The 22,260-nt window shown below is 66.7% G+C and carries 7 protein-coding genes, 1 tRNA gene and 3 rRNA genes; 3 read left to right on the forward strand and 8 right to left on the reverse strand.

Annotated features, from left to right (window positions below):
- Positions 1-18: 18 nt before the first annotated feature.
- The 8 genes from ACTXG6_RS43300 to ACTXG6_RS43335 form a co-directional block, all read right to left on the reverse strand.
- Positions 19-5,397 carry an NAD-glutamate dehydrogenase domain-containing protein gene (locus ACTXG6_RS43300; RefSeq protein WP_445185097.1) on the reverse strand — a complete coding sequence of 1,793 codons (5,379 nt, stop codon included), beginning with the start codon at positions 5,395-5,397 and terminating at the stop codon, positions 19-21.
- Between the two features lie 149 nt (positions 5,398-5,546).
- On the reverse strand, positions 5,547-9,104 hold the full coding sequence (locus tag ACTXG6_RS43305; protein WP_445185098.1) for a hypothetical protein: 3,558 nt from the start codon (positions 9,102-9,104) through the stop codon (positions 5,547-5,549).
- A 118-nt stretch (positions 9,105-9,222) separates the two neighbouring features.
- On the reverse strand, positions 9,223-10,899 hold the full coding sequence (gene ettA, locus ACTXG6_RS43310) for an energy-dependent translational throttle protein EttA (RefSeq protein ID WP_445185099.1): 1,677 nt from the start codon (positions 10,897-10,899) through the stop codon (positions 9,223-9,225).
- Positions 10,900-10,948: 49 nt separating this feature from the next.
- Entirely contained in the window at positions 10,949-11,437 is a 489-nt protein-coding gene (ssb, locus tag ACTXG6_RS43315; RefSeq protein ID WP_445185100.1) for a single-stranded DNA-binding protein, read from the reverse strand.
- A 485-nt stretch (positions 11,438-11,922) separates the two neighbouring features.
- Positions 11,923-12,039: ribosomal RNA gene (gene rrf, locus ACTXG6_RS43320) — 5S ribosomal RNA — on the reverse strand.
- Positions 12,040-12,147: 108 nt separating this feature from the next.
- A 23S ribosomal RNA gene (locus tag ACTXG6_RS43325) occupies positions 12,148-15,265 on the reverse strand.
- 322 nt (positions 15,266-15,587) lie between these two features.
- Positions 15,588-17,112 (reverse strand): 16S ribosomal RNA (locus ACTXG6_RS43330).
- The 16S, 23S and 5S rRNA genes sit together here, the layout of an rRNA operon.
- Before the next feature lie 357 nt (positions 17,113-17,469).
- Complete coding sequence (locus tag ACTXG6_RS43335) at positions 17,470-19,584, reverse strand: cytochrome c oxidase assembly protein (protein ID WP_445185101.1); 2,115 nt, start codon at positions 19,582-19,584, stop codon at positions 17,470-17,472.
- A 71-nt stretch (positions 19,585-19,655) separates the two neighbouring features.
- Here ACTXG6_RS43335 and ACTXG6_RS43340 point away from each other — a divergent pair, with 71 nt between their 5' ends.
- The 3 genes from ACTXG6_RS43340 (at position 19,656) to ACTXG6_RS43350 (ending at position 22,168) form a co-directional block, all read left to right on the forward strand.
- Entirely contained in the window at positions 19,656-20,348 is a 693-nt protein-coding gene (locus tag ACTXG6_RS43340; RefSeq protein WP_445185102.1) for a hypothetical protein, read from the forward strand.
- A gap of 95 nt (positions 20,349-20,443) precedes the next feature.
- Positions 20,444-20,520, forward strand: a tRNA-Arg gene (locus tag ACTXG6_RS43345).
- 154 nt (positions 20,521-20,674) lie between these two features.
- Positions 20,675-22,168 (forward strand): tyrosine-type recombinase/integrase, encoded by a 1,494-nt coding sequence (locus tag ACTXG6_RS43350; RefSeq protein WP_445185103.1) that lies wholly within the window; start codon positions 20,675-20,677, stop codon positions 22,166-22,168.
- Positions 22,169-22,260: the final 92 nt, after the last annotated feature.

Raw genomic sequence — 22,260 nt, forward strand, 5'->3', positions numbered from 1 at the left:
TTACCTCGACGGCCGCCGTCACCGGGTCAGCCCGCGCAGCTGGCGGGACACCACGGACAGAGTGGCCAGGTCGAGCTGGCCGGCCTGCCCGACGGCCTGGAGTGCGGCCCGCGCCCTGCCGAGTTTGGAGGCGTTGAGCCGCTCCCATTCGGCGATCTTCTTCGGCACGCTATCGCCGCTGCTGCTGTCGCGCAGCACGTCCAGGGTGATCGCCCGCAGCGAGCCGTACAGGTCGTCACGCAGCGCCAGCCTGGCCAACGCATGCCAACGGTTGCCGCGCTCCAGGTTGCTCACCGAGGTCAGCCCGAGGTCCACGCCGAGGTGCTCGGAAAGGCCGAAGTACAGCGCCGCCACCTCCCTGGCGTCGTGCTCCTCGTGCTCCCGCTCGGCCAGTTCGGTGACCTCGACGATGTCCAGCAGCCCGTAGCAGTTGAGCAGCGCGGCGGTGCGCTCCGCGAGCTCGGTCGGCGCGCCCCGTTTGACCAGCTCGGTGACCCGGGCGGACTGCTCCTCGGCCTCCCTGCCGACCAGCATCCTGGGCACCCCGTCGCGCAGCGCGGCCACCGCCGGGCCGAACCTGGAGATCTCCGCGCCGATCGCGAGCGGCTGCGGCCGATTGGTCAGGAACCAGCGGGCCGAGCGGTCCAGCAGCCGGCGCGACTCCAGCAGCAGTTCGTCGGCGAGGCCGGAGTCGAGCCCGGATCCTCCCCCGCTGTCCAGCTGCTCGATCTGGGCCCACAGCTCGGGCAGGCCGAACACCTGGGTGGTGATCGCGTACGCGCGCAGCGCGTCCGACGCCCCGGCGGACATCTCCTCGGCCAGCCGGAACGCGAACGTGATGCCGCCGCCGTCGACCATCTCGTTGACCAGCAGCGTGGTCACGATCTCGCGGCGCAGCGGGTGCGCGGCCACCGCGTCCGGGAACCGCTCCCGCAGAGGCACCGGGAAGTACTCCCGCAGCCGCTCCGCGAAGACCGCCGCGTCCGGCAGGTCGCTGTCCAGGATGGACGCCTTGAGGTCCAGCTTGACGTGCGCCAGCAGGGTGGCCAGCTCGGGCGAGGTCAAACCTTGCCCGGACCGTTCCAGCGCGGTGAATCCGGCCTGGTCGGGCAGCACGTCGAGCACCCGGTCCAGGCCGGCCCGGGACTCCAGGTCGGTGACCAGCCGCCCGGACACCGAGGCCATGGCCGGGGCGTGCGACCGGGACACCCCGAGCAGGGTGTTCTGGCTGCGGTTGTCCTTGAGCACCAGCTCGGACACCTCGTCGGTCATCTCGTGCAGCAGTTCCCGGCGGCCCTGCTCGGTGAGCTGCCCGGCGGCGACCAACCGGCCGAGCGGGATCTTGATGTTGACCTCGTGGTCGGAACAGTCCACCCCGGCGGAGTTGTCCAGCGCATCGGTGTTGACCTTGCCACCGGCCCGGGCGAACTCGATCCGGCCCAGCTGGGTCAGCCCCAGGTTGCCGCCCTCGCCGACCACCCGCACCCGCAGCGCGCCGCCGTCCACCCGCACCGGGTCGTTCGCCTTGTCCCCGACCTCGCTGTTCGCCTCGGCGGCTGCCTTCACGTACGTGCCGACACCGCCGTTCCACAGCAGGTCCGCCGGCGCCAGCAGGATCGCCTTCATCAGCTCCGGCGGGGTCAGCTTGCGCACCTTCGAGTCCAACCCGAGCGCGGCGCGCATCTGCGCGGACACCGGGATGGACTTGGTGGTCCGCGACCACACCCCGCCGCCTGCGCTGACCAGCGACCGGTCGTAGTCCTCCCAGGACGAACGCGGCAGCGCGAACATCCGGGACCGCTCCGCGAACGAGACCGCCGCGTCCGGGTCCGGATCCACGAAAATGTGCCGGTGGTCGAACGCCGCCACCAACCGGATGTGCTCCGACAACAACATCCCATTGCCGAACACATCACCGGACATGTCCCCGATACCCACCACCGAGAACTCCTGGCTCTGGGTATCCACACCCAGCTCCCGGAAATGCCGCCGGACGCTCTCCCACGCCCCCTTCGCCGTGATCCCCATCGCCTTGTGGTCATAACCCACCGAACCACCCGAAGCGAACGCATCACCCAGCCAGAACCCACGCTCGGTCGCCAACGCATTCGCGATGTCGGAGAACGTCGCCGTGCCCTTGTCCGCCGCCACCACCAGATAGCTGTCGTCGCTGTCGTGGCGGACCACATTCTCCGGCGGCACGGTCTGCCCGTGGACCAGGTTGTCGGTCAGGTCCAGCAACCCGGAGATCAGCATCCGATAGCAGGCGATGCCTTCGCGCTGGGTGGCCTCCCGATCCACCGAGGGATCACCGGTCAGGGCCGGTGGGCGCTTCACCACGAAACCACCCTTGGCGCCGACCGGCACGATCACCGCGTTCTTCACCGCCTGCGCCTTGACCAGCCCGAGGACCTCGGTACGGAAGTCCGCCGGGCGGTCCGACCAGCGCAGCCCGCCGCGGGCGACCGGCCCGAACCGCAGGTGCACCCCCTCCACCCTCGGCGAGTACACGAAGATCTCGAACCGGGGCCTCGGCCGGGGCAGCTCCCGGATCTGGCCCGGGTCGAACTTGAGCGCCAGGTAGGGCCGTGCAGGGGTGTCACAGAAGTAGTTGGTACGCAGCGTCGCGGTGATCAGGTTGAGGTAGCCGCGCAGAATGCGGTCCGCGTCCAGGCCGGCAACCTGGTCGATCATCGAGGTGACCTCGGCGAGGCACCGCTGCACCGCCGCGGTGCGCTCGGGGTCATCAGCCGGCTCGCCCTGGCCCAGCGCCGGATCGAACCGTGCCTCGAACAGCCGGATCAGGGCGGCCGAGATCGAGGCGTGCCCGATCAGCGTGTCCGCCAGGTACTGCTGGCCGTACGGGGTACCGATCTGGCGTTGGTAGCGGGCATAGGCGCGCAGCAGCGCGACCTGCCGCCAGGTCAGCCCGGCGCGCAGCACCAGCGCGTTGAACCGGTCGACCTCGATGTCACCGCGCCAGGCCGCCGCGAACGACGAGCAGAACCCGGCCTGCACCGCGTCCGTGCCGCGCTCCCGGGTGGCCGACTCAAGGGTGGCCTCCATCCGCAGCCCGAAGTCGTAGATCCAGCAGCGCCGGCCGTCCGGGCGGGTGATCTGGTACGGCCGCTCCTCGATGACCTCGACGCCCATCTGCTGCAGTACCGGCAGGAGCTCGGTCAGCGCCACCTCCTCGCCGGCCAGGAAGAGCTTGAACCGCCGCTCCCCCCGACTCGCCCGCGACGGCGTGTAGAACGTCATCTCCGGCTCGTCGGTCAGCCGGTCCAGCCGGGCCAGGTCCTCGGCGGCCTCGGCGGCGTCGAAGTCCTCCTTGTAGGCCGCCGGGATGAGCGGCAGGTAGCGCCGCAGCGCCGACCTGAAATCCGAGCCGAGCTCGGGCCGGTCCTCGGTGTGGGCGAGAACCCGGTCGTCCCAGGTCTGCACGGCGTCGAAGAGCTGCTCCTGCAGCGCGTCGGGTTCCGCCTCGATCGCCTGGTCCGGGTCGGTGTGCACGGTGACGTGCAACAGCGCGACGCTGGATTCGGTGACCCGGGCGGTGTAGTCGACGGCACGCCCGTGCAGCTCGCGCAGGAGCACGTTCTGCACGGCCAGCCGCGCGGACGTGGTGTAGCGGTCGCGGGGCAGGTAGATCAGGCAGGAGAAGAAGCGGCGGTACGGGTCGCGGCGCAGGAACAGCCGCAGTCGGCGCCGCTCGGCGAGTGAGAGCACCCCGAGCGCGGTCTCGTACAGCTCCTCCGCGCTGGCCCGGAACAGCTCCTCCCGCGGGTAGCTGGCGATCACCTCGAGCATCCGCTGCCCGGAGTAGGAGTCCAGTGGGAACCCGGCGCGCCGGATCGCCGCGCGCACCCGCCGAGCCACCACCGGGATGTCCAGTGGGCTCTCGTACAGCGCGGGCACGGTGAGCAGCCCGAGGAAGCGGTGTTCACCGGTCACCCTGACCTCGCCACCGACATCGGTGCTGAAGATCTTGACGCTGAGGTAGTCGGGGTACACCGGCCGGGATACCCGACTCGGCGAGCTGGCCTGGCTGAACAGCAGCAGCTCGCGCGCGGTGGCACGCTCGACCGCGTCGGTGCCCGGTGCGAACGTCTGGGTGGACAGGTTGTCCCCGCGCAGCACACCCAGCCCGGAGGCCAGCACCTGGCTGAGCTTGGGCTCCTCGGCTGTGCCCTCATCGCCCGCGCCGGTGTGCAGCTCGTAGCGGCGGTAGCCGAGGAAGGTGAAGTGGTCGTCGGCGAGCCACTCCAGCAGCTGGGCGCCGTCCTCGACCTCGGTGGTAGCGAGCGGCGGTGGGTCGGACCGCAGCTCGGCCGCCAGGTCCCGGGCGGTGTGCCGCATCCGGTCCCGGTCCTCGACGACCTCGCGTACGTCGGCGAGCACCCGGGACAGCTCGTTGGACAGCCGTTCCCTGGAGTCGGGGTCGCCGAGTGAGTCGGTCTCCACGTGCATCCACGACTCGAGCTGGGTGTCCTCCGGCGGGTCGTCCGGGTCGGCGTCCGGGAGTACCTCGAGCAGGTCGCCGGCCAGGCCCCTGCGGACCACGACGATGGGGTGCATGACGCGCTGGACCGAGGCGCCGGAGCGACTGATCGCGGCCAGCACGGACTCCACCAGGAACGGCATGTCGTCGTTCACGATCTCCACGACGGTGCACGACCGGCCGAGCTCGACGGCGCCGTCACTGACCCGGAGCACGGGGCGGCCCTGGGCGCGGTGCTCGGCGAGCTGGTAGTGCGAACGCACCGCCGCGGCCAGCTGCTCGGGCGCGGCGGCGGCGAGGTCCTCCACCGGCGTGTGCCGGAAGTAGAGCTCGGAGAGCTTCGCCAGGCCCGGCGCGGCGGCCGTCTGGGCCTGCACGACCAGGTCACGCTCGGCTCCGCCGGTTGCGGCGCTGTCACGCTCCGCGGCCGCCGTGGCGTCGCCCTCGCGCTCGCGCTCGGCCTTGGCGGCGGCCGGCTTGGCGGCGGCCACCTTGGCGGGGGCCGGCTTGACGCTGGTCGGCTTGGCACTGGTCGACTTGGCGGCGGCCGACTTGGCGGCGGGCTTGGCGCTGGTCGACTTGGCACTGGGCGACTTGGCACTGGCCGACTTTGAACTTGCCGACTTTGAACTTGCCGACTTGGTGGCGCCCGACCTGGGTTTGCCGTCGCCCGGCTCCGTGCCACTCTTTGCCTTCTTACGGCTGTCCGACCTGGCCTTGCGGCCCGTTCCCTCGGTTGCGCCGGCGTCGTCAGGTTCGTCCTGGTCGGCCGAGTCCCGGCCGGTCTGGTCACCGCCGGTATCGGACCGGCTGTCCTCCGGTTGGTCCTGGCCGTTCGTCTTCTCGTCGTGCTGCTCGTTCCCCGGCCGCCGAGACCGGGTTCCCGTCGAGCTCATGACACTTCCCCTCCGGCCGAGCCCGTACGCAAAGCTCGGCCCTTGCCCACCCTAGCCAGTGCCCCGCAACGCAACTGCTAGGTCACAGGCGTGACGGCAGCCGGGTACAACACTGCGCCGGACAACAGGGCGGCGTCATCCAACGCCTCTCAGGACTCGCGGTACGCGTCGAGCGCGCCGGCCAGGAGCTCGGCAAAGCTCATCTCCGATACCGGCTTCGAGGAGATCCCGCGGGCAGCTGACGGCGGGCCGGCGTGCCGGTTACGCCCGCTCGAACGCTCGGTGGTGTGGGCGTCGGCATCGGCTTCCGCCGCGGGTTCGGGTTCGGCGGAGGGAGGAGCGCCGGCGTCGACCGTCAGCTCGGCAACCGGGTCGGCGGCACCGGCCGGACGGGGTTGCTCGGCCATCGTCCCGGCCCCGTTCGTAGCCGAGGTCGGCTGTTGAGCGACGTACGGCTCGGCCGGCTGCTGGTCCGGTGGCGACGGATCGGCCACCGCGATCCGCCCAGCCTCCGGCGTGTCGAGCGCGAGAGCTGTCCCGACCACGAGCAGGTCCGCCAGCGTGGTCCCACCGAAACGCTCGGTGAGGGGCCCAGCGGTCTGACCGTTGACACCCTGCTGAGTCGCGGGCTGACCGTTGACACCCGCTTGAGTCACACATTGCCCGGCGGACTGACCGTTGACACCCGCCGTAGTCGCACACTGCCGATCCGGCTGACCGTCGACGCCCCGCAGCGCCGTGAGCTGCCCGGTCGACAGGCCGCCGACGCCCCGCTCCGCCGTGAGCTGCCCGGTCGACAGGCCGCCGATGCCCCGCTCCGCCGTGAGCTGCCCGGTCGACTGAGCCAGACCCCCCGACCGGGCCGCGAATTGCCCGGTCAGACGGCCGACGTCGACTGGCATCGTGGCGAGCCGTCCGATCGGCTGGCCGCCGATGTCCGGCTGCACCGTGAGCTGCGCGGTTGGCTGGCCGGGGCCTCTGCCCCCGGACCAGTGGGCCGGTACAGCGCCTGGGGTGTCCTGATGCCGGAACGTCAAACTGCCATTCGCCGAGCTGCCCGGAGGCGAGTCCTGACGTCGAGGCGCCAACTGGCCGATGGCCCTCGGTCCACCACTACTTGGCGCACCATCGGGGCGCCGGCGCCGGCCGCCGCTCCCCGGCTGGGCAGTGATCCGGTTCGGCACCTTGTCCGTACTGAGCGGAGCCGGCGTACCTGCGCCGGCGAGGTGCCGGCCGCTGAGTGCCGAAACCTGGTCTGTGCCGGGTGGTTCGGCGACCGAGGGCGCCGCCGGCTGCCCCGGACCCGCACCGGGGCTGTCGTGGCCGACCCGAAGATCCCAGAGCTGTTCGGCGATCGTGCGGCCTTCCTCGAGCTGCCGGACGTCGACACGGAACACCGCTCGAGGCATGTCACTCGCGAGATCCGACCAATGCAAGGACAGCCCGGTGGACACCGTGCGGACCCATCTGGTGACAACCTGCGGGTCGGCCTCCGGCAGCGCGATCGCCACCGCGTCCTGTTCCAGCAGGTAGATCCGGCCGCCCCGCGGCAGCTGGTCGCGCACCCGGGAGCCGATTCGACTGGCGAGCGCACCCACCGCGGGACCGGACGCGGCACCGTCCGGGGTGGCGATGTCGATCAGAACGAGGTGCGGCGGAAGACCGGACTGGGTGCTGAGACCGAGTAGTTCGATGGCCAACTGGGCGACGGTCAACCCGGTGGGCACTCCGGACGCGCCGATCGGGTCACCCGGGTGTGACACCCCGGGGCCGCCCCCCATACCGGATTCCTCCGGCTTGGCCAGGCCACCCAGCATGTCGGGTGAGGTCAACGGGCCGGGCCCACTCAAGACGTCTGCCGGGTTCGGCTGGCCGGTGATCAGCGGAAGCGGGTCCACCAGCGGGTCAGGCGAACGCGACGAACCCGCGACCCCGAGGGGATCAGATGTGTCCGACGAGACACCGAGCGGGCCGGACGGCAACGAGTCACCAAAAGAGTGGGGCGAACTGGAACCAGCGAGCGGATCCGCATCGAACAGCGGGTCCGGCGAGGTCACCGGTCGAGACCCGTCAGCTGGGCGGGCATCGGCCCCGTCGCCCAGGCCGAACCCCGGGGCAAGCCGCCTCAGCTGTGCCGCAATGGTGTGCCCGAGCAGCGGATCGGTCGTCTCCAGGCTGTCCCTGGGACCGTCATGCGGTCCGCGTGGTGACTGCCCGACCGTCGCGGCCGTCGTCGACGGGTAGTCCTCAGGGACCGGGTCGAGGGGTCCCGGCTGAGTCGAGGATGCGGTCGGGTCGCTGTGGTCTCGCGGTTCGCGCAGCTCCGAGGTCGGCACCGCCGCCGATCCGTTTCCCCGCGCCGCACTTCCTTCGAAAAGGCGGAACAGGTTGTCCCCGGAGCCCGCCGGCTGTCCCTGACCGGGGCGCGCCGGAGACTCGGGATCGGGACGCCTCGGGGTGACCGAGCCGGGATGCCGGACGGTGTCGACCGAAGGGCGCCACGCCTGCCCCGCGCTGGTCAACCATGGGGGCGTGTCGCCGTTGGTGGCCGCGGCGTAACCGGGGCCCCGCTGCGACTGACCGGGCCGGTCGGGTGCAGCGACCTCGGCGCGGGGTGAACCGGAGGGCCCGGCCGGGGCCGCGGCGCGATTGTCCCCCCACGGTGCTTCAACGGACGGCCTTGCCGACGGTGAGACCTCACTGGCGGCGCGCACCAGCAGCACGACTGCTCGCTCGACCCCGCTGGCCAGTACCCGGTAGGCCGCGTGCGCCTGCCGGCTGGCGGCGAGAGCACCGGACAGTTCACCACCGCGCTCCCTCAGCTCCGCGAGCAAACCGTGCGACTCCACCTCGATCTCGGGCAGCTCGCGCTGGTCGACGGCCTTGGCAACCCACTCGGCGGCGGCCAACGCCTCCTCCCGCGCTCCGGCGGGCAAGTACACCCGCTGTGCGAGCGCGAGCCGGAGCCGAGCCGTGGGCACCAGGGACCCGGGCTGCACATCCCATCGCAGCACCGGGCCGGCGGCCTCCCGCGCCGCATCGTGCTGGCCCTGGTCGAGCAACGCCAGCGTGAGCTCCAGGCCCAGTGTCGCGGCGAGGTACGGGGAGACGGGCTGCAGTGCACCGCTCGCCGGTCGGTCGCCGAGCACCCGGTGCAGCCCGGCCCTGGCGTGCTCGAGTGCGCCGGTGAGCTGCCGGAGTGCACGCTGCTGACCTGCCAGCGCCCCGTCCAGCGCGGCCAGACCCAACTCGCCGTACTCCCCGCCGACCTGCCGCAAGGCAGTCCTGGCGACGTCCACCGAGGACGCGGCGCCCCCATCGGCAGCCTTGTCGTGACAGAGCACCGCCTCGAGATGCGCGTCCGCGCGTACCTTCGCCGAGGTTCCGGCGCGGTCGAGCACCGGGGCCAGCAACACCAGGCCCGCACTCCGGTCGTCCAGCGAACGAGCCACGCCCGCAAGGGCTACCCGCAGCCGGTCGGACGCCGCCGGCTGATTCAGTCGGGTCGCCTCGGTCAGGGCCGTGACGGCACGCGGAACGGCGGCGACCCCGTGACCGATCGCAGCGAGCCCCTGCACCAGCCAGCCTTCGGCGAGCAGCGCGGTGGCCTCGTCGCCGCTGTCCCGAGCCATTCGTGCCGCGTGCTCGGCGAGCGCCGCCGTGACCTCGGGCGCGCGCCACCGGGATGCCTCCGCAAGTTCGAGCACAGCCGGCCCGGACGTGGCGGCGCTAGTCAACCCCGTCGGCTGCACGGATTCTCCCGGTACCTCAGCACTGCTGTGTAGTTGAGCGGCTCGAACGCGCCCGGCTTCGGCAACGCGACGCTCAGTCGCGGGTCAGCTTACGGTGTGTCACCCGGTGTGGTCGGGCCGCCTCCACTCCCAGGCGATCGATCTTGTTCTTCTCATACGACTCGAAGTTGCCCTCGAACCAGAACCACGACGCTGGGTGATCGTCGTCACCCTCCCAGCTGAGAATGTGCGTCACCACCCTGTCCAGGAACCACCGATCGTGGGAGATCACGACGGCGCACCCGGGGAACTGGTCCAGCGCGTTCTCCAGCGACGACAGCGTCTCCACGTCGAGGTCGTTGGTGGGCTCGTCGAGCAGAATCAGGTTGCCGCCCTGCTTGAGAGTCAGGGCCAGGTTCAACCGGTTCCGCTCGCCACCGGACAACACGCCCGCCGGCTTCTGCTGCTCCGGCCCCTTGAAGCCGAACGCCGCCACGTAGGCACGCGAGGGCATCTCGACGTGCCCAACCCTGATGTAGTCGAGGCCGTCCGACACGACCTCCCACACCGTCTTCTTCGGGTCGATCCCGGCTCGGTTCTGGTCGACGTAGGACAACTCCACGGTGTCGCCGACCCGAACCGTCCCGGAGTCGGGCTGCTCGAGACCGACGATCGTCTTGAACAGCGTCGTCTTGCCGACACCGTTGGGACCGATCACGCCCACGATGCCGTTGCGGGGCAGCGAGAAGGACAGGTCCTTGATCAGCATCCGGCCGTCGAAACCCTTGTCGAGGTGATCGACATTGACGACGATGTCGCCCAACCTCGGGCCCGGCGGAATCTGGATCTCTTCGAAGTCCAGCTTGCGGGTCTTCTCCGCCTCGGCGGCCATCTCCTCGTAGCGCTGCAGTCGGGACCGGCTCTTGGCCTGCCGTGCCTTCGCCCCGGACCGCACCCACGCGAGCTCGTCGGTGAGCCGCTTCTGCAGCTTCATGTCCTTCTTGCCCTGTACCGCGAGCCGGGCCGCCTTCTTCTCCAGGTAGGTGGAGTAGTTGCCCTCGTAGGGGTACGCCCGCCCCCGGTCGAGCTCGAGAATCCACTCGGCGACGTTGTCCAGGAAGTACCGGTCGTGGGTGACCGCCAGGACGGCCCCGGCGTAGCTCGCCAGGTGCTGCTCCAGCCAGAGCACGCTCTCCGCGTCGAGGTGGTTGGTCGGCTCGTCCAGCAGCAGCAGGTCGGGCTTGCTCAGCAGTAGCTTGCACAGCGCCACCCGGCGGCGCTCGCCACCGGAGAGCGTGGTCACCTCGGCATCCGGCGGCGGGCAGCGCAAGGCGTCCATGGCCTGCTCGAGCTGCGAGTCGAGGTCCCATGCGTCTGCATGGTCCAGCTCCTCCTGGAGCTGGCCCATCTCTTCCATCAGCTCGTCGGTGTAGTCGGTTGCCATCTTCTCGGCGACCGCGTTGTACCGGTCGAGCTTCTCCTTGATCGGCCCTACGCCCTCTTCGACGTTGCCGAGCACGGTCTTCGACTCGTTCAGGGGAGGCTCCTGCTGCAGCATCCCCACAGTCGCGCCGGGCGCCAGGAAGGCGTCCCCGTTGTTCGCGTGCTCGAGGCCAGCCATGATCCGCAGGACCGTCGACTTCCCGGCACCGTTGGGGCCAACCACGCCGATCTTCGCTCCAGGTAGGAACGACAAGCTCACATCGTCGAGGATGACCTTGTCACCGTGCGCCTTGCGCACCTTCCGCATGGTGTAGATGAACTCAGCCACACCACCAATCGTAGTTGCGCGCCTCAGCGGCCCGCTCCCCGCACCGGGCTCAGGACGAACCGCCGCCCACAACCTCCAAAGTCGGCCGATCCCGCTCGAGATCGCTGCCGGTGGATTGGGTCGGTACCGCCGCGGGTTCCTCCGGTGCGACAACCAAGGGAGTGTCCTCCGAAGCCACCCGCCGGACCCGGATCAGCTCGGCGGCGCAGCGGGCCAGATCGGGCCCCACCGCCGTCGCATCGATCTCGGTGACCGACCGCTTCTGCCCCTCCACCTCGTAGTCACGGGTGAAGAGCCGTCCGGTCACAACCACCGGATCGCCCTTCGACAGCGAGGTCACGACTCCGTTCGCGAGCTTCCGCCAGCAGGTCACGCTGACGAAAAGGCGATCGCCGTCGACCCACTCGCCGCTCACCTTGTCGAACCGGCGCTCATTGCTGGCCATCCGGAAATTGACCACGTGCACCCCTTCCCCGGTGCGCCGCGACTTCACATCGCTGATCACATTGCCGACGATCGTGATCACCGTTTCATTCATGGCTGTCTCGCCTTCACTGGTTCCCAGCCGGACTCGCGCCGGTTGACTCCAGCTTCTCGAGAGGACGGGGTCCCAGCCACCGACCTGCCCGCAACTGTGGACAACCGAGGGTGGGGTGGACAAACGCACCGCATAGCGAGTTGCGTGGTCGATACTGTCGGGCCCTTCGGGCACCATGGCGGGCGGCTGTGCGGCCACCACAGGCGTCCACCAGGCCGTGCACCGACCCAGAATCTCCCCGTCCCGGCCAGGCGCCCCTGGCGCTCCCCTGGCGCCCAAGCCGCATCCAGCCGGGATGGGGCGGCGGGGACGGCCAGAACGTCCGCCAGTGCCCAGCTCGAACCGCGATGGCGTGCACCAGACAGCAAAGGGCCGGGGTGTACGAGGCGCCCCGAGGCGCCGTCGTCTCCCGACCCATGACATACGAAAAGAGGGTTGGTCCGAGACTGTTAAGTCTTGGACCAACCCTCTTCTACCAGGTTAAATGCCGGCGGTGTCCTACTCTCCCACACCCTACCGAGTGCAGTACCATCGGCGCTGAAGGGCTTAGCTTCCGGGTTCGGAATGGGACCGGGCGTTTCCCCAACGCTAAAACCACCGACAACACTATTCACAAATCAACAGCACTTACCCCGTACAGAACACACAACACACCATGATGGTGGTTGTTTGCTCAGGGTCACATAGTGGATGCGCACAACAAAAGTGTTGCGGTGAAGCCCTCGGCCTATTAGTACCAGTCAACTACACACATTACTGTGCTTCCATCTCTGGCCTATCAACCCAGTGGTCTACTGGGGGCCTTAACCCCGCATGGGGGTGGGAGACCTCATCTTGGAACGAGCTTCCCGCTTAGATGCCTTCAGCGGTTATCCCTTCCGAACGTAGCCAACCAGCCATGCCCCTGGCGGGACAACTGGCACACCAGAGGTTCGTCCGTCCCGGTCCTCTCGTACTAGGGACAGCCTTCCTCAAGTCTCCTGCGCGCGCGGCGGATAGGGACCGAACTGTCTCACGACGTTCTAAACCCAGCTCGCGTGCCGCTTTAATGGGCGAACAGCCCAACCCTTGGGACCTACTCCAGCCCCAGGATGCGACGAGCCGACATCGAGGTGCCAAACCATGCCGTCGATATGGACTCTTGGGCAAGATCAGCCTGTTATCCCCGGGGTACCTTTTATCCGTTGAGCGACACCCCTTCCACAAGGTGGTGCCGGATCACTAGTCCCGACTTTCGTCCCTGCTCGACCTGTCGGTCTCACAGTCAAGCTCCCTTGTGCACTTACACTCAACACCTGATTGCCAACCAGGCTGAGGGAACCTTTGGGCGCCTCCGTTACATTTTGGGAGGCAACCGCCCCAGTTAAACTACCCACCAGGCACTGTCCCTGAACCAGATCATGGCCCGAGGTTAGACACCCAATTCGAACAGAGTGGTATTTCAACGATGACTCCACCATCACTAGCGTGACAGCTTCACAGTCTCCCACCTATCCTACACAATCCGAACCGAGCACCAATACCAAGCTATAGTAAAGGTCCCGGGGTCTTTCCGTCCTGCCGCGCGTAACGAGCATCTTTACTCGTAGTGCAATTTCGCCGAGTCTATGGTCGAGACAGCGCCCAAGTCGTTACGCCATTCGTGCAGGTCGGAACTTACCCGACAAGGAATTTCGCTACCTTAGGATGGTTATAGTTACCACCGCCGTTTACTGGCGCTTAAATTCTCCGCTTCGCCCCGCGAACGGGACTAACAGGTCCTCTTAACGTTCCAGCACCGGGCAGGCGTCAGTCCGTATACATCGTCTTGCGACTTCGCACGGACCTGTGTTTTTAGTAAACAGTCGCTTGGGCCTGGTCTCTGCGACCGGCCACCCCTAGCCCGCGAAGGGCTTCAAGGCAACCGGCCCTCCTTCTCCCGAAGTTACGGAGGTATTTTGCCGAGTTCCTTAACCATAGTTCGCTCGATCGCCTTGGTATTCTCTACCTGACCACCTGTGTCGGTTTAGGGTACGGGCCGCGCAAGAACTCGCTAGAGGCTTTTCTCGGCAGCATGGGATCACTCTACTTCGCCTCAATCGGCTACGCATCACGTCTCACCCTTCACGACACCCGGATTTGCCTGGATGTCGGGCTACACGCTTACACCAGTACAACCATTCACTGGCGGAGCTACCCTCCTGCGTCACCCCATCGCTTGACTACTACCGGATCGGTTCCCAGCCACACACCGCAAATCACCCGAAGGCAATAAACGACACACGGGTGGTTAGCATCACCGACCTCATCAGGGACGCGCTTGCACGGGCACGGGAATATCAACCCGTTGTCCATCGACTACGCCTGTCGGCCTCGCCTTAGGTCCCGGCTCACCCTGGGCGGATTAACCTGGCCCAGGAACCCTTGGTCATTCGGCGGCAGAGTTTCTCACTCTGCATTCGCTACTCATGCCTGCATTCTCACTCGTACACCCTCCACGGCTGGGTCACCCCGCCGCTTCACTAGATGTACGACGCTCCCCTACCCACACAGACAACTGCACCAGCAAGCTGGCGGATTAAAGTCTGCATGCCACGGCTTCGGCGGTGCGCTTGAGCCCCGCTACATTGTCGGCGCGGATCCACTTGACCAGTGAGCTATTACGCACTCTTTCAAGGGTGGCTGCTTCTAAGCCAACCTCCTGGTTGTCTGGGCGAACCCACATCCTTTCCCACTTAGCGCACGCTTAGGGGCCTTAGCCGGTGATCTGGGCTGTTTCCCTCTCGACTACGAACCTTATCGCCCGCAGTCTCACTGCCACGCTTCACTTCACTGGCATTCGGAGTTTGGTTGATTTCGGTAAGCTTGTCGGCCCCCTAGACCATCCAGTGCTCTACCTCCAGGAAGAAACACGCAACGCTGCACCTAAATGCATTTCGGGGAGAACCAGCTATCACGGAGTTTGATTGGCCTTTCACCCCTACCCACAGCTCATCCCCCAGGTTTTCAACCCTGGTGGGTTCGGGCCTCCACACCGTCTTACCGGCGCTTCACCCTGGCCATGGGTAGATCACTCCGCTTCGGGTCTGCAACACGCGACTAAAAACGCCCTATTCAGACTCGCTTTCGCTACGGCTTCCCCACACGGGTTAACCTCGCCACATGCCACAACTCGCAGGCTCATTCTTCAAAAGGCACGCCATCACCTTATTAAAGGGCTCTGACGGCTTGTAGGCACACGGTTTCAGGTACTATTTCACTCCCCTCCCGGGGTACTTTTCATCTTTCCCTCACGGTACTAGTCCGCTATCGGTCATCAGGTAGTATTTAGGCTTACCGGGTGGTCCCGGCAGATTCACAGCAAATTCCACGAGCTCGCTGCTACTCGGGAACATCATCCAACACAGCACAGCGCGTTTTCACGTACGGGGGTCTCACCCTCTACGCCGACCCTTTCCAGAGGCCTTCCGCTAACACACCACACCACGCTCGGACCCCCAGCGGGAGATCCACGACAACGTCCCACAACACCCCAACCGCAACGCCCGCCGGCTTGACACGACCAGGGTTTAGCCTCTTCCGCTTTCGCTCGCCACTACTCACGGAATCACAATTGTTTTCTCTTCCTGCGGGTACTGAGATGTTTCACTTCCCCGCGTTCCCTCCACACACCCTATTTCATTCAGATGCGGGTGACACCCCTTTATTATCCGGGTGCCGGGTTGCCCCATTCGGAAATCCTCGGATCACAGCTCTGTTGACAACTCCCCGAGGCATATCGCAGTCTCAGACGTCCTTCATCGGCTCCTGATGCCTAGACATCCACCATGTGCCCTTAAACACTTCACCACAACAAGATGCTCGCATCCACTATGCAACACTCAACAAACAACCACACCCCACCACACCAACCACCACCACCCACACCAAAACCCGCAACACACACGAGCCCACAGCGAGCGTTAGACGATCCATGATGAGCACGGCCAGAAAAAACAACCCACAACGGGATGTCCTCTCAGGACCCAACAGCGTGCCAAGCCAATCTGATCTGCCATATTCCACCCAGCCACCCCCAACAACCCACCACAAACATGACAGGCCATCGTGTACAGGGGCGAACCTTTAGTGAAAGGAGATGAACTCCCCACCTATGTGGGAAACTCCTTAGAAAGGAGGTGATCCAGCCGCACCTTCCGGTACGGCTACCTTGTTACGACTTCGTCCTAATCGCCAGTCCCACCTTCGACAACTCCCTCCCTTACGGGTTAGGCCGTCGGCTTCGGGTGTTACCAACTTTCATGACGTGACGGGCGGTGTGTACAAGGCCCGGGAACGTATTCACCGCGGCGTTGCTGATCCGCGATTACTAGCGACTCCGACTTCATGGGGTCGAGTTGCAGACCCCAATCCGAACTGAGACTCACTTTAAGGGATTCGCTCCACCTCGCGGTCTCGCAGCCCTCTGTATGAGCCATTGTAGCATGTGTGAAGCCCTGGACATAAGGGGCATGATGACTTGACGTCATCCCCACCTTCCTCCGAGTTGACCCCGGCAGTCTCCCATGAGTCCCCGCCATTACGCGCTGGCAACATGGAACAGGGGTTGCGCTCGTTGCGGGACTTAACCCAACATCTCACGACACGAGCTGACGACAGCCATGCACCACCTGCACACCAGCCACAAGGGAACGCCTATCTCTAGACGCGTCTAGTGCATGTCAAACCCAGGTAAGGTTCTTCGCGTTGCATCGAATTAATCCACATGCTCCGCCGCTTGTGCGGGCCCCCGTCAATTCCTTTGAGTTTTAGCCTTGCGGCCGTACTCCCCAGGCGGGGCGCTTAATGCGTTAGCTGCGGCACAGAGACCGTGGAATGATCCCCACACCTAGCGCCCACCGTTTACGGCGTGGACTACCAGGGTATCTAATCCTGTTCGCTCCCCACGCTTTCGCTCCTCAGCGTCAGTATCGGCCCAGAGACCCGCCTTCGCCACCGGTGTTCCTCCTGATATCTGCGCATTTCACCGCTACACCAGGAATTCCAGTCTCCCCTGCCGAACTCCAGTGATGCCCGTATCGACCGCACGCGCACAGTTAAGCTGTACGTTTTCACGATCGACGTGACACACCGCCTACGAGCTCTTTACGCCCAATAATTCCGGACAACGCTCGCACCCTACGTATTACCGCGGCTGCTGGCACGTAGTTGGCCGGTGCTTCTTCTCCACCTACCGTCAACCCGAAGGCCTTCGTCGATGGCGAAAGAGGTTTACAACCCGAAGGCCGTCATCCCCCACGCGGCGTCGCTGCGTCAGGCTTTCGCCCATTGCGCAATATTCCCCACTGCTGCCTCCCGTAGGAGTCTGGGCCGTATCTCAGTCCCAGTGTGGCCGGTCGCCCTCTCAGGCCGGCTACCCGTCGTCGCCTTGGTAGGCCATCACCCCACCAACAAGCTGATAGGCCGCGGGCCCATCCCCAGCCGAAAAAACTTTCCACCACACACCATGCGACATGTGGTCATATCCGGTATTAGACCCAGTTTCCCAGGCTTATCCCGAAGCTGAGGGTAGGTCGCCCACGTGTTACTCACCCGTTCGCCGCTCGTGTACCCCCGAAAGGGCCTTACCGCTCGACTTGCATGTGTTAAGCACGCCGCCAGCGTTCGTCCTGAGCCAGGATCAAACTCTCCATAGAAACCTGAACTCAAAAATAAACAAACACAACTGGCATAAACAAACCAGAAAAAATAAAAGCTCAGCACACTGTTGAGTTCTCAAAAGACATCCACACACCATCACGAACCGCCGTTAAGCGGAATGCTCCGGGGTTGTCACACCACTCTACACCATCCAGATCCTGGCGGATCCAGGGGGCTGTGTTCGTGACGCTGTTCAACGGACCGGCCTCATCGTACAGGCCCTCGAGAGGAGCTGGTCTTGCTTTGTCCGGCGCCCCGTTGACCTGGAGAAAGTTACGGGGTACCCCTGGGACAAGTCAAACCGGGGGTGCAAAAAACGCACCCACCAGCGGATATGGCGATTATCAAGATCATCATTCTTCAGGGGGGAGGGTCCCACTGGTGATGCGGGGCGTCGCGATGGCGCCCTTATCGGGTACATCGGGTGCCCGTGTCGATCCAGTGGAAGAACCGGCGGTTGGCCCGTCTTGTGCCGCCATTTGGCGCAACATGGCGTTGTAGGCGGTGAGGTCGGCATCACCATCGAGTTCGGCACGGCGATCGGCGCGCCGCGCGGACCGTTCGTCGATCCGCGACCACTGCACCACCAGGGCGACCACCACGATCATCAGCGGAATCTCGCCGGACGCCCAGGCCAGCCCACCGCCGAGACGTTGGTCCACAAACAGGTCCGGAACCCACGGCAGTGCGAGGCCCGCGTAGTAGGAGGCCCCGATGACCTGGTGGGTACTCATCAGGATCACGCCGAAGAACGCGTGGAACGGCACCGAGGCGAACACCAGTGCCAGGCGGGCCACTGGGACCAGCGGTCGGGGTGCCGGGTCGATTCCGATCACCAGCCAGAAGAACAGCAGCCCGGTGATCAGGAAATGGGTCATCATCAGCAGGTGTGCCGGGTGCGAGGGCAACACCGTGTCGAACAGCCCGGAGAAATACAGCACGTAGTAGGTGCCGACGAACAGCGGCAGCGCCACCAGCGGATGGGACAGCCATCTGGTCACCGGCGCGTGCAGCCCGGCGAGCAGCCATTCCCTCGGTCCGGGTGGCCCGGCACGCCCACGGGAGGGCAACGTCCGCAACGCCAGCGTCACCGGGGCGCCGAGCACGAGCAGGATCGGCGCCAGCATCGCCAGCATCATGTGCTCGGCCATGTGGATGCTGAACATGGCCGGCGCGTACCGCCCGATGCCCGATGAGGTGGCGACCAGTACCACCGCGCAGCCGATCAGCCAACTGACCGTTCTGCCCACCGGCCACGGGGCGCCCCGGCGGACCAGCTTGCGCACCCCGGCCAGGTAGAGCCCCGCCAGGACCAACGCGGCGGTGCCGAAGAACAGGTCGAACCGCCAGTCGAAGAGCAGCCGCAGCGGTGTCGGCGGGCCGTCCAGGTTGTAGCCGATCACCACCTCGGTCCGGGACGGTGTGGTCACGCCCTGGACCGGTGGTGCGCTGCGGCCCAGTGCGACGGCGAGGCCGATGGTGGCCAGCATGATCAGTACCTCGACCGCGCCCAGCCTCAGCAGGCCGCTCCGGCTACCGCTCGCCGCCGCTACGACGGCATGTCGCCGCTGCAGGTAGCCGAATCCGCCGAGTACCAGCAGGGCTGCTGTCTTGGCCAGCAGGAGTGTGCCGTAGTAGTTGCCGAACAGGTCCGCCAGCGGGATCCGGACCAGCGCGTTCACCACCCCGGACACCGCCATCGCCAGCCAGCAGACCAGAGCCAGCGCGGAGAACCGGGTGACCGCCGTCGGCAGCTGGGCCGCGGCCTCGGCGCGCCGGCCGGCGAGTGCGAGCAGGGCGACCAACCCGCCCACCCACAGCGATGCGGCCACCACGTGGATGATCAGGCTGTCCGTCGCCACGTCATGGGAGCCACCGGCGGCCGAGTGCCCGGTGGCGGCCACCGGGACCAACCCGATCACCGCCACCCCGAGCAGCACCACCGAGCTCCCCCACCGCAGCGCGACTCGGCAGCCGGCGAACACCACCACCGCGAAGACCGCCGTATAGGTCCACGCCGTCGCGACGTCCAGCTGCGGGACCACCGCGACCAGCCGCTCGAAGCTCAGCACGTCGGTGAGCGGCCGTCCCAGGCTGTCCGCCACGGTGAGGGGCACCATCAGCAGCGCCCCGACCGTCCAGGTCCCGGCCGCGTACGACGCCGAACGCAACGCGCGGTAGCCGGTCACGTCGAGATAGCCGTTCGAGTCCGGCGCAACGAGGAATCCCGCCAGCAACAGCGCGCCGACCGTGAGCACCGCCGCGATCTCACTCACCGTCCGAACCACCGGCAGCCCGTACGTGGTGAGCGGGCCCGGGTCCGGCAGGCCGAGCGCATCCAGTGGTCGCGCCCCGGTCAGCGCGGTCAGTCCGGCCGCGACAAAAGCCGCCACCACCACACCGACCAGCACCAGCGGCAGTACGCCGGATCGGTTCGTTCGGTTGGTCTCACCTGTCGTCGGCACCACCCGACCAGCGTAGAACCCAGCCGGCCAGGTACCCACGGCCCCGCGCACCCGGTGCTGTCACACTCCCCCGGATGACCGCACCGGCCGGACCCACCAGCCGGCCGCCCACCGCATTGGACCTGCTCCGCAGCGCCAAGGACCGGTCCGGCCGGTCGCCCGAGCAGTGGCTGACGGCTGCCCTGTCCGACGTCGACGGTCCGGTGCTCGAACTGCGCGGCGCGGCCGAGGACCGCGTCTCGATCCGCCTCCTGGGCTCCGGTACGGCGTTGGCCGAGGCTGACCGACTGCCGGTGCGGACGAACGCGCTGGCGGGCGTCCGGGCCACCATGTGTCTGCCTGCGCTCGGGCCGCTCGAAGGCCTGTTCGCGGAGCTGCGCCGGGTGCTGCGCCCCACCGGGACCGTGGCTGCCCTGGTGCCGTCCCGTCCCGGCGGCCCGCTCACCGCGCCGCGTGCCTGGCGACCGTTGAACCTGGCGCTCGCCGGACACCCCGGCTTCCGTCACGAGTCCGCGCGCGACCATCTGTCCTGGCTGCTGACCGCGGCGGACTTCGCGGTGCTGGCAGACCAACGACGGACGTTCTGGGTGCCGATACCCGACCCCGACAGTGCGGCTCGCGCGGTCGCGGCCCTGGTACCGGCTGGGGTGTGGCCGCCAGAGGTGGGGCCGGAGCGGGTGCGGCGCGCGACGGCGGGTCTGGCCCGTTACGCGGCACCGGGTCGCCGGCTGCCGATCCCGCTGCGGTTACTGGTGGGGCGACGGTGAAGTCGCGCCCGGCAGGCGCCGCGCGCACGCTACGCTCACCCCGGACCGGCCGCTTCCCACCACCGGCGCGAGCCTAGGAGCATCGGTCCGGCCAGGCCCTCGTAGCTCAGCTGGACAGAGCATCGGACTTCTAATCCGACGGTCGCAGGTTCGAATCCTGCCGGGGGCACCAGGTCAGGGTGCTGACCACCTCGTTATTGCCCGCTCCGTGGAGCTATTCATGGAGCGAACGCTGTTAAGATGGCTCCATGGCGGCGGCGTCCCAGGCTCGACGAAGAACTCGCGGCGAGGTCGAGGCACTTCCGAGTGGGTCGTTCCGGGTTCGGGTGTATGCAGGCATCGACCCGATTACGCACAAACGGCACCACCTGACCGAGGTCGTGCCCGCCGGACCAAAGGCAGCCAAAGAGGCAGAAAAAGTGCGGACACGGCTGCTCGCCGAAGTCGACGAGCGACGTAACCCGCGCACCAGCGCGACTGTGAATCAACTTATGGAGCGCTACCTGGGCGTGCTCAGGGTCGAGGACACGACCCGAGACGGGTACGAACGCCTGATCCGCAAGTACATCCAGCCGGTCCTCGGTGATCTACCTATCGGCCGCATCGACGGCGAGACCCTCGATGCCTATTACGCCGAGCTTCAGCGATGCCGCTGGCGCTGCTCTCGTCGGGCTTACATCGAACATCACACCACCGATGAGCATGACTGCGATCAGCGTTGTGGCCCGCACCGCTGCAAGCCGCTGAGCGATGGATCAGTCCGCCAGATCCACGCCGTCCTCAGCGGCGCCTTCACTCGCGCGGTCCGCTGGCGCTGGATAGGCACGAACCCAGTCCGCCAGGCGCAGCAGCCCCCGCCGCCGACGCCTGACCCCCGACCCCCAACCTCCGTTCAGGCTGCTCGCATCGCTGCCGAGGCATGGAACGATCCGGACTGGGGCATGCTCGTCTGGCTCGCCATGACGACCGGCGCTCGCCGCGGCGAGCTATGTGCGCTGCGCTGGGATCGCATCGACTTCGTCACCGGAATAGTCGACATTCGAACGAGCATCGGACAGCTCAATACACGGATGTGGGAGAAGGACACCAAGACACATCAGCGCCGGAGGATCGTCGTGGACGCACAGTCGCTGTCCCTACTGCGGGCTTACCTCCAGCACGTCGCCCTCAGAGCAGCAGCCCTGGGTATCGAGCTCGCCCCAGACGCCTTCGTCTTCTCCGGATCGCCCGACAGCAGCACGTGGTTGCAGCCCGCCTCCGTGACGCAGCGGTACTCCCGCATGTGTGAACGGCTCGGATGGAAGATGCACCTTCACCAGTTGCGGCACTACTCCGCAACCGAGCTTATTGCGGCCGGCGTCGACATCCGAACCGTTGCCGGCCGGCTCGGCCACGGTGGGGGCGGGACCACAACGCTCCGCGTCTACAGCGCATGGGTCGCCGAGGCCGACCAGCGCGCGGCAAGCTCCCTGGCAGCCCGCATGCCCGAACTACCTGTCTCGGCGTCGAACGGCGACGGCACATCGGCCCTCCCCCAAGTTGCGACAGTCGAGGATCGCGCAGAGCAGAGTCCATATCGGCAGATCGCCGCCGATCTGCGCGCCGCCATCCGGTGCGGCGCGCTCGTGCCAGGTGACAACCTGCCGACCGTGACGAATCTTGCCGATCGTTACTCCGTATCGGAAGGCACTGCCCATCGCGCGATGGCAGTCCTTGCAAGCGCCGGAGAAGTATCCGTGTCCCGGGGGCGCCGTGCGATCGTCGCCGAGCCGAAACAGGCCTGCGGTTTACTATCTCCGACTCCCTCCGACTCCAATTGAGACAACGCCGACGGCAACCACCGCGTCGGTTCAGATCCTCATCTCATCTTCAAGACGGCTGCTCGGCGCCGATAGCAGCCCTAAGTGACACA

This window comes from Pseudonocardia sp. Cha107L01, from assembly GCF_052566575.1.

Excerpts from the sequence above, each read along its gene's own strand:
- ACTXG6_RS43300 (WP_445185097.1), bottom strand. The coding sequence starts at position 5,397 with ATGAGCTCGACGGGAACCCGGTCTCGGCGGCCGGGGAACGAGCAGCAC.
- ssb (WP_445185100.1), bottom strand. The coding sequence starts at position 11,437 with ATGAATGAAACGGTGATCACGATCGTCGGCAATGTGATCAGCGATGTG.
- ACTXG6_RS43340 (WP_445185102.1), top strand. The coding sequence starts at position 19,656 with ATGACCGCACCGGCCGGACCCACCAGCCGGCCGCCCACCGCATTGGAC.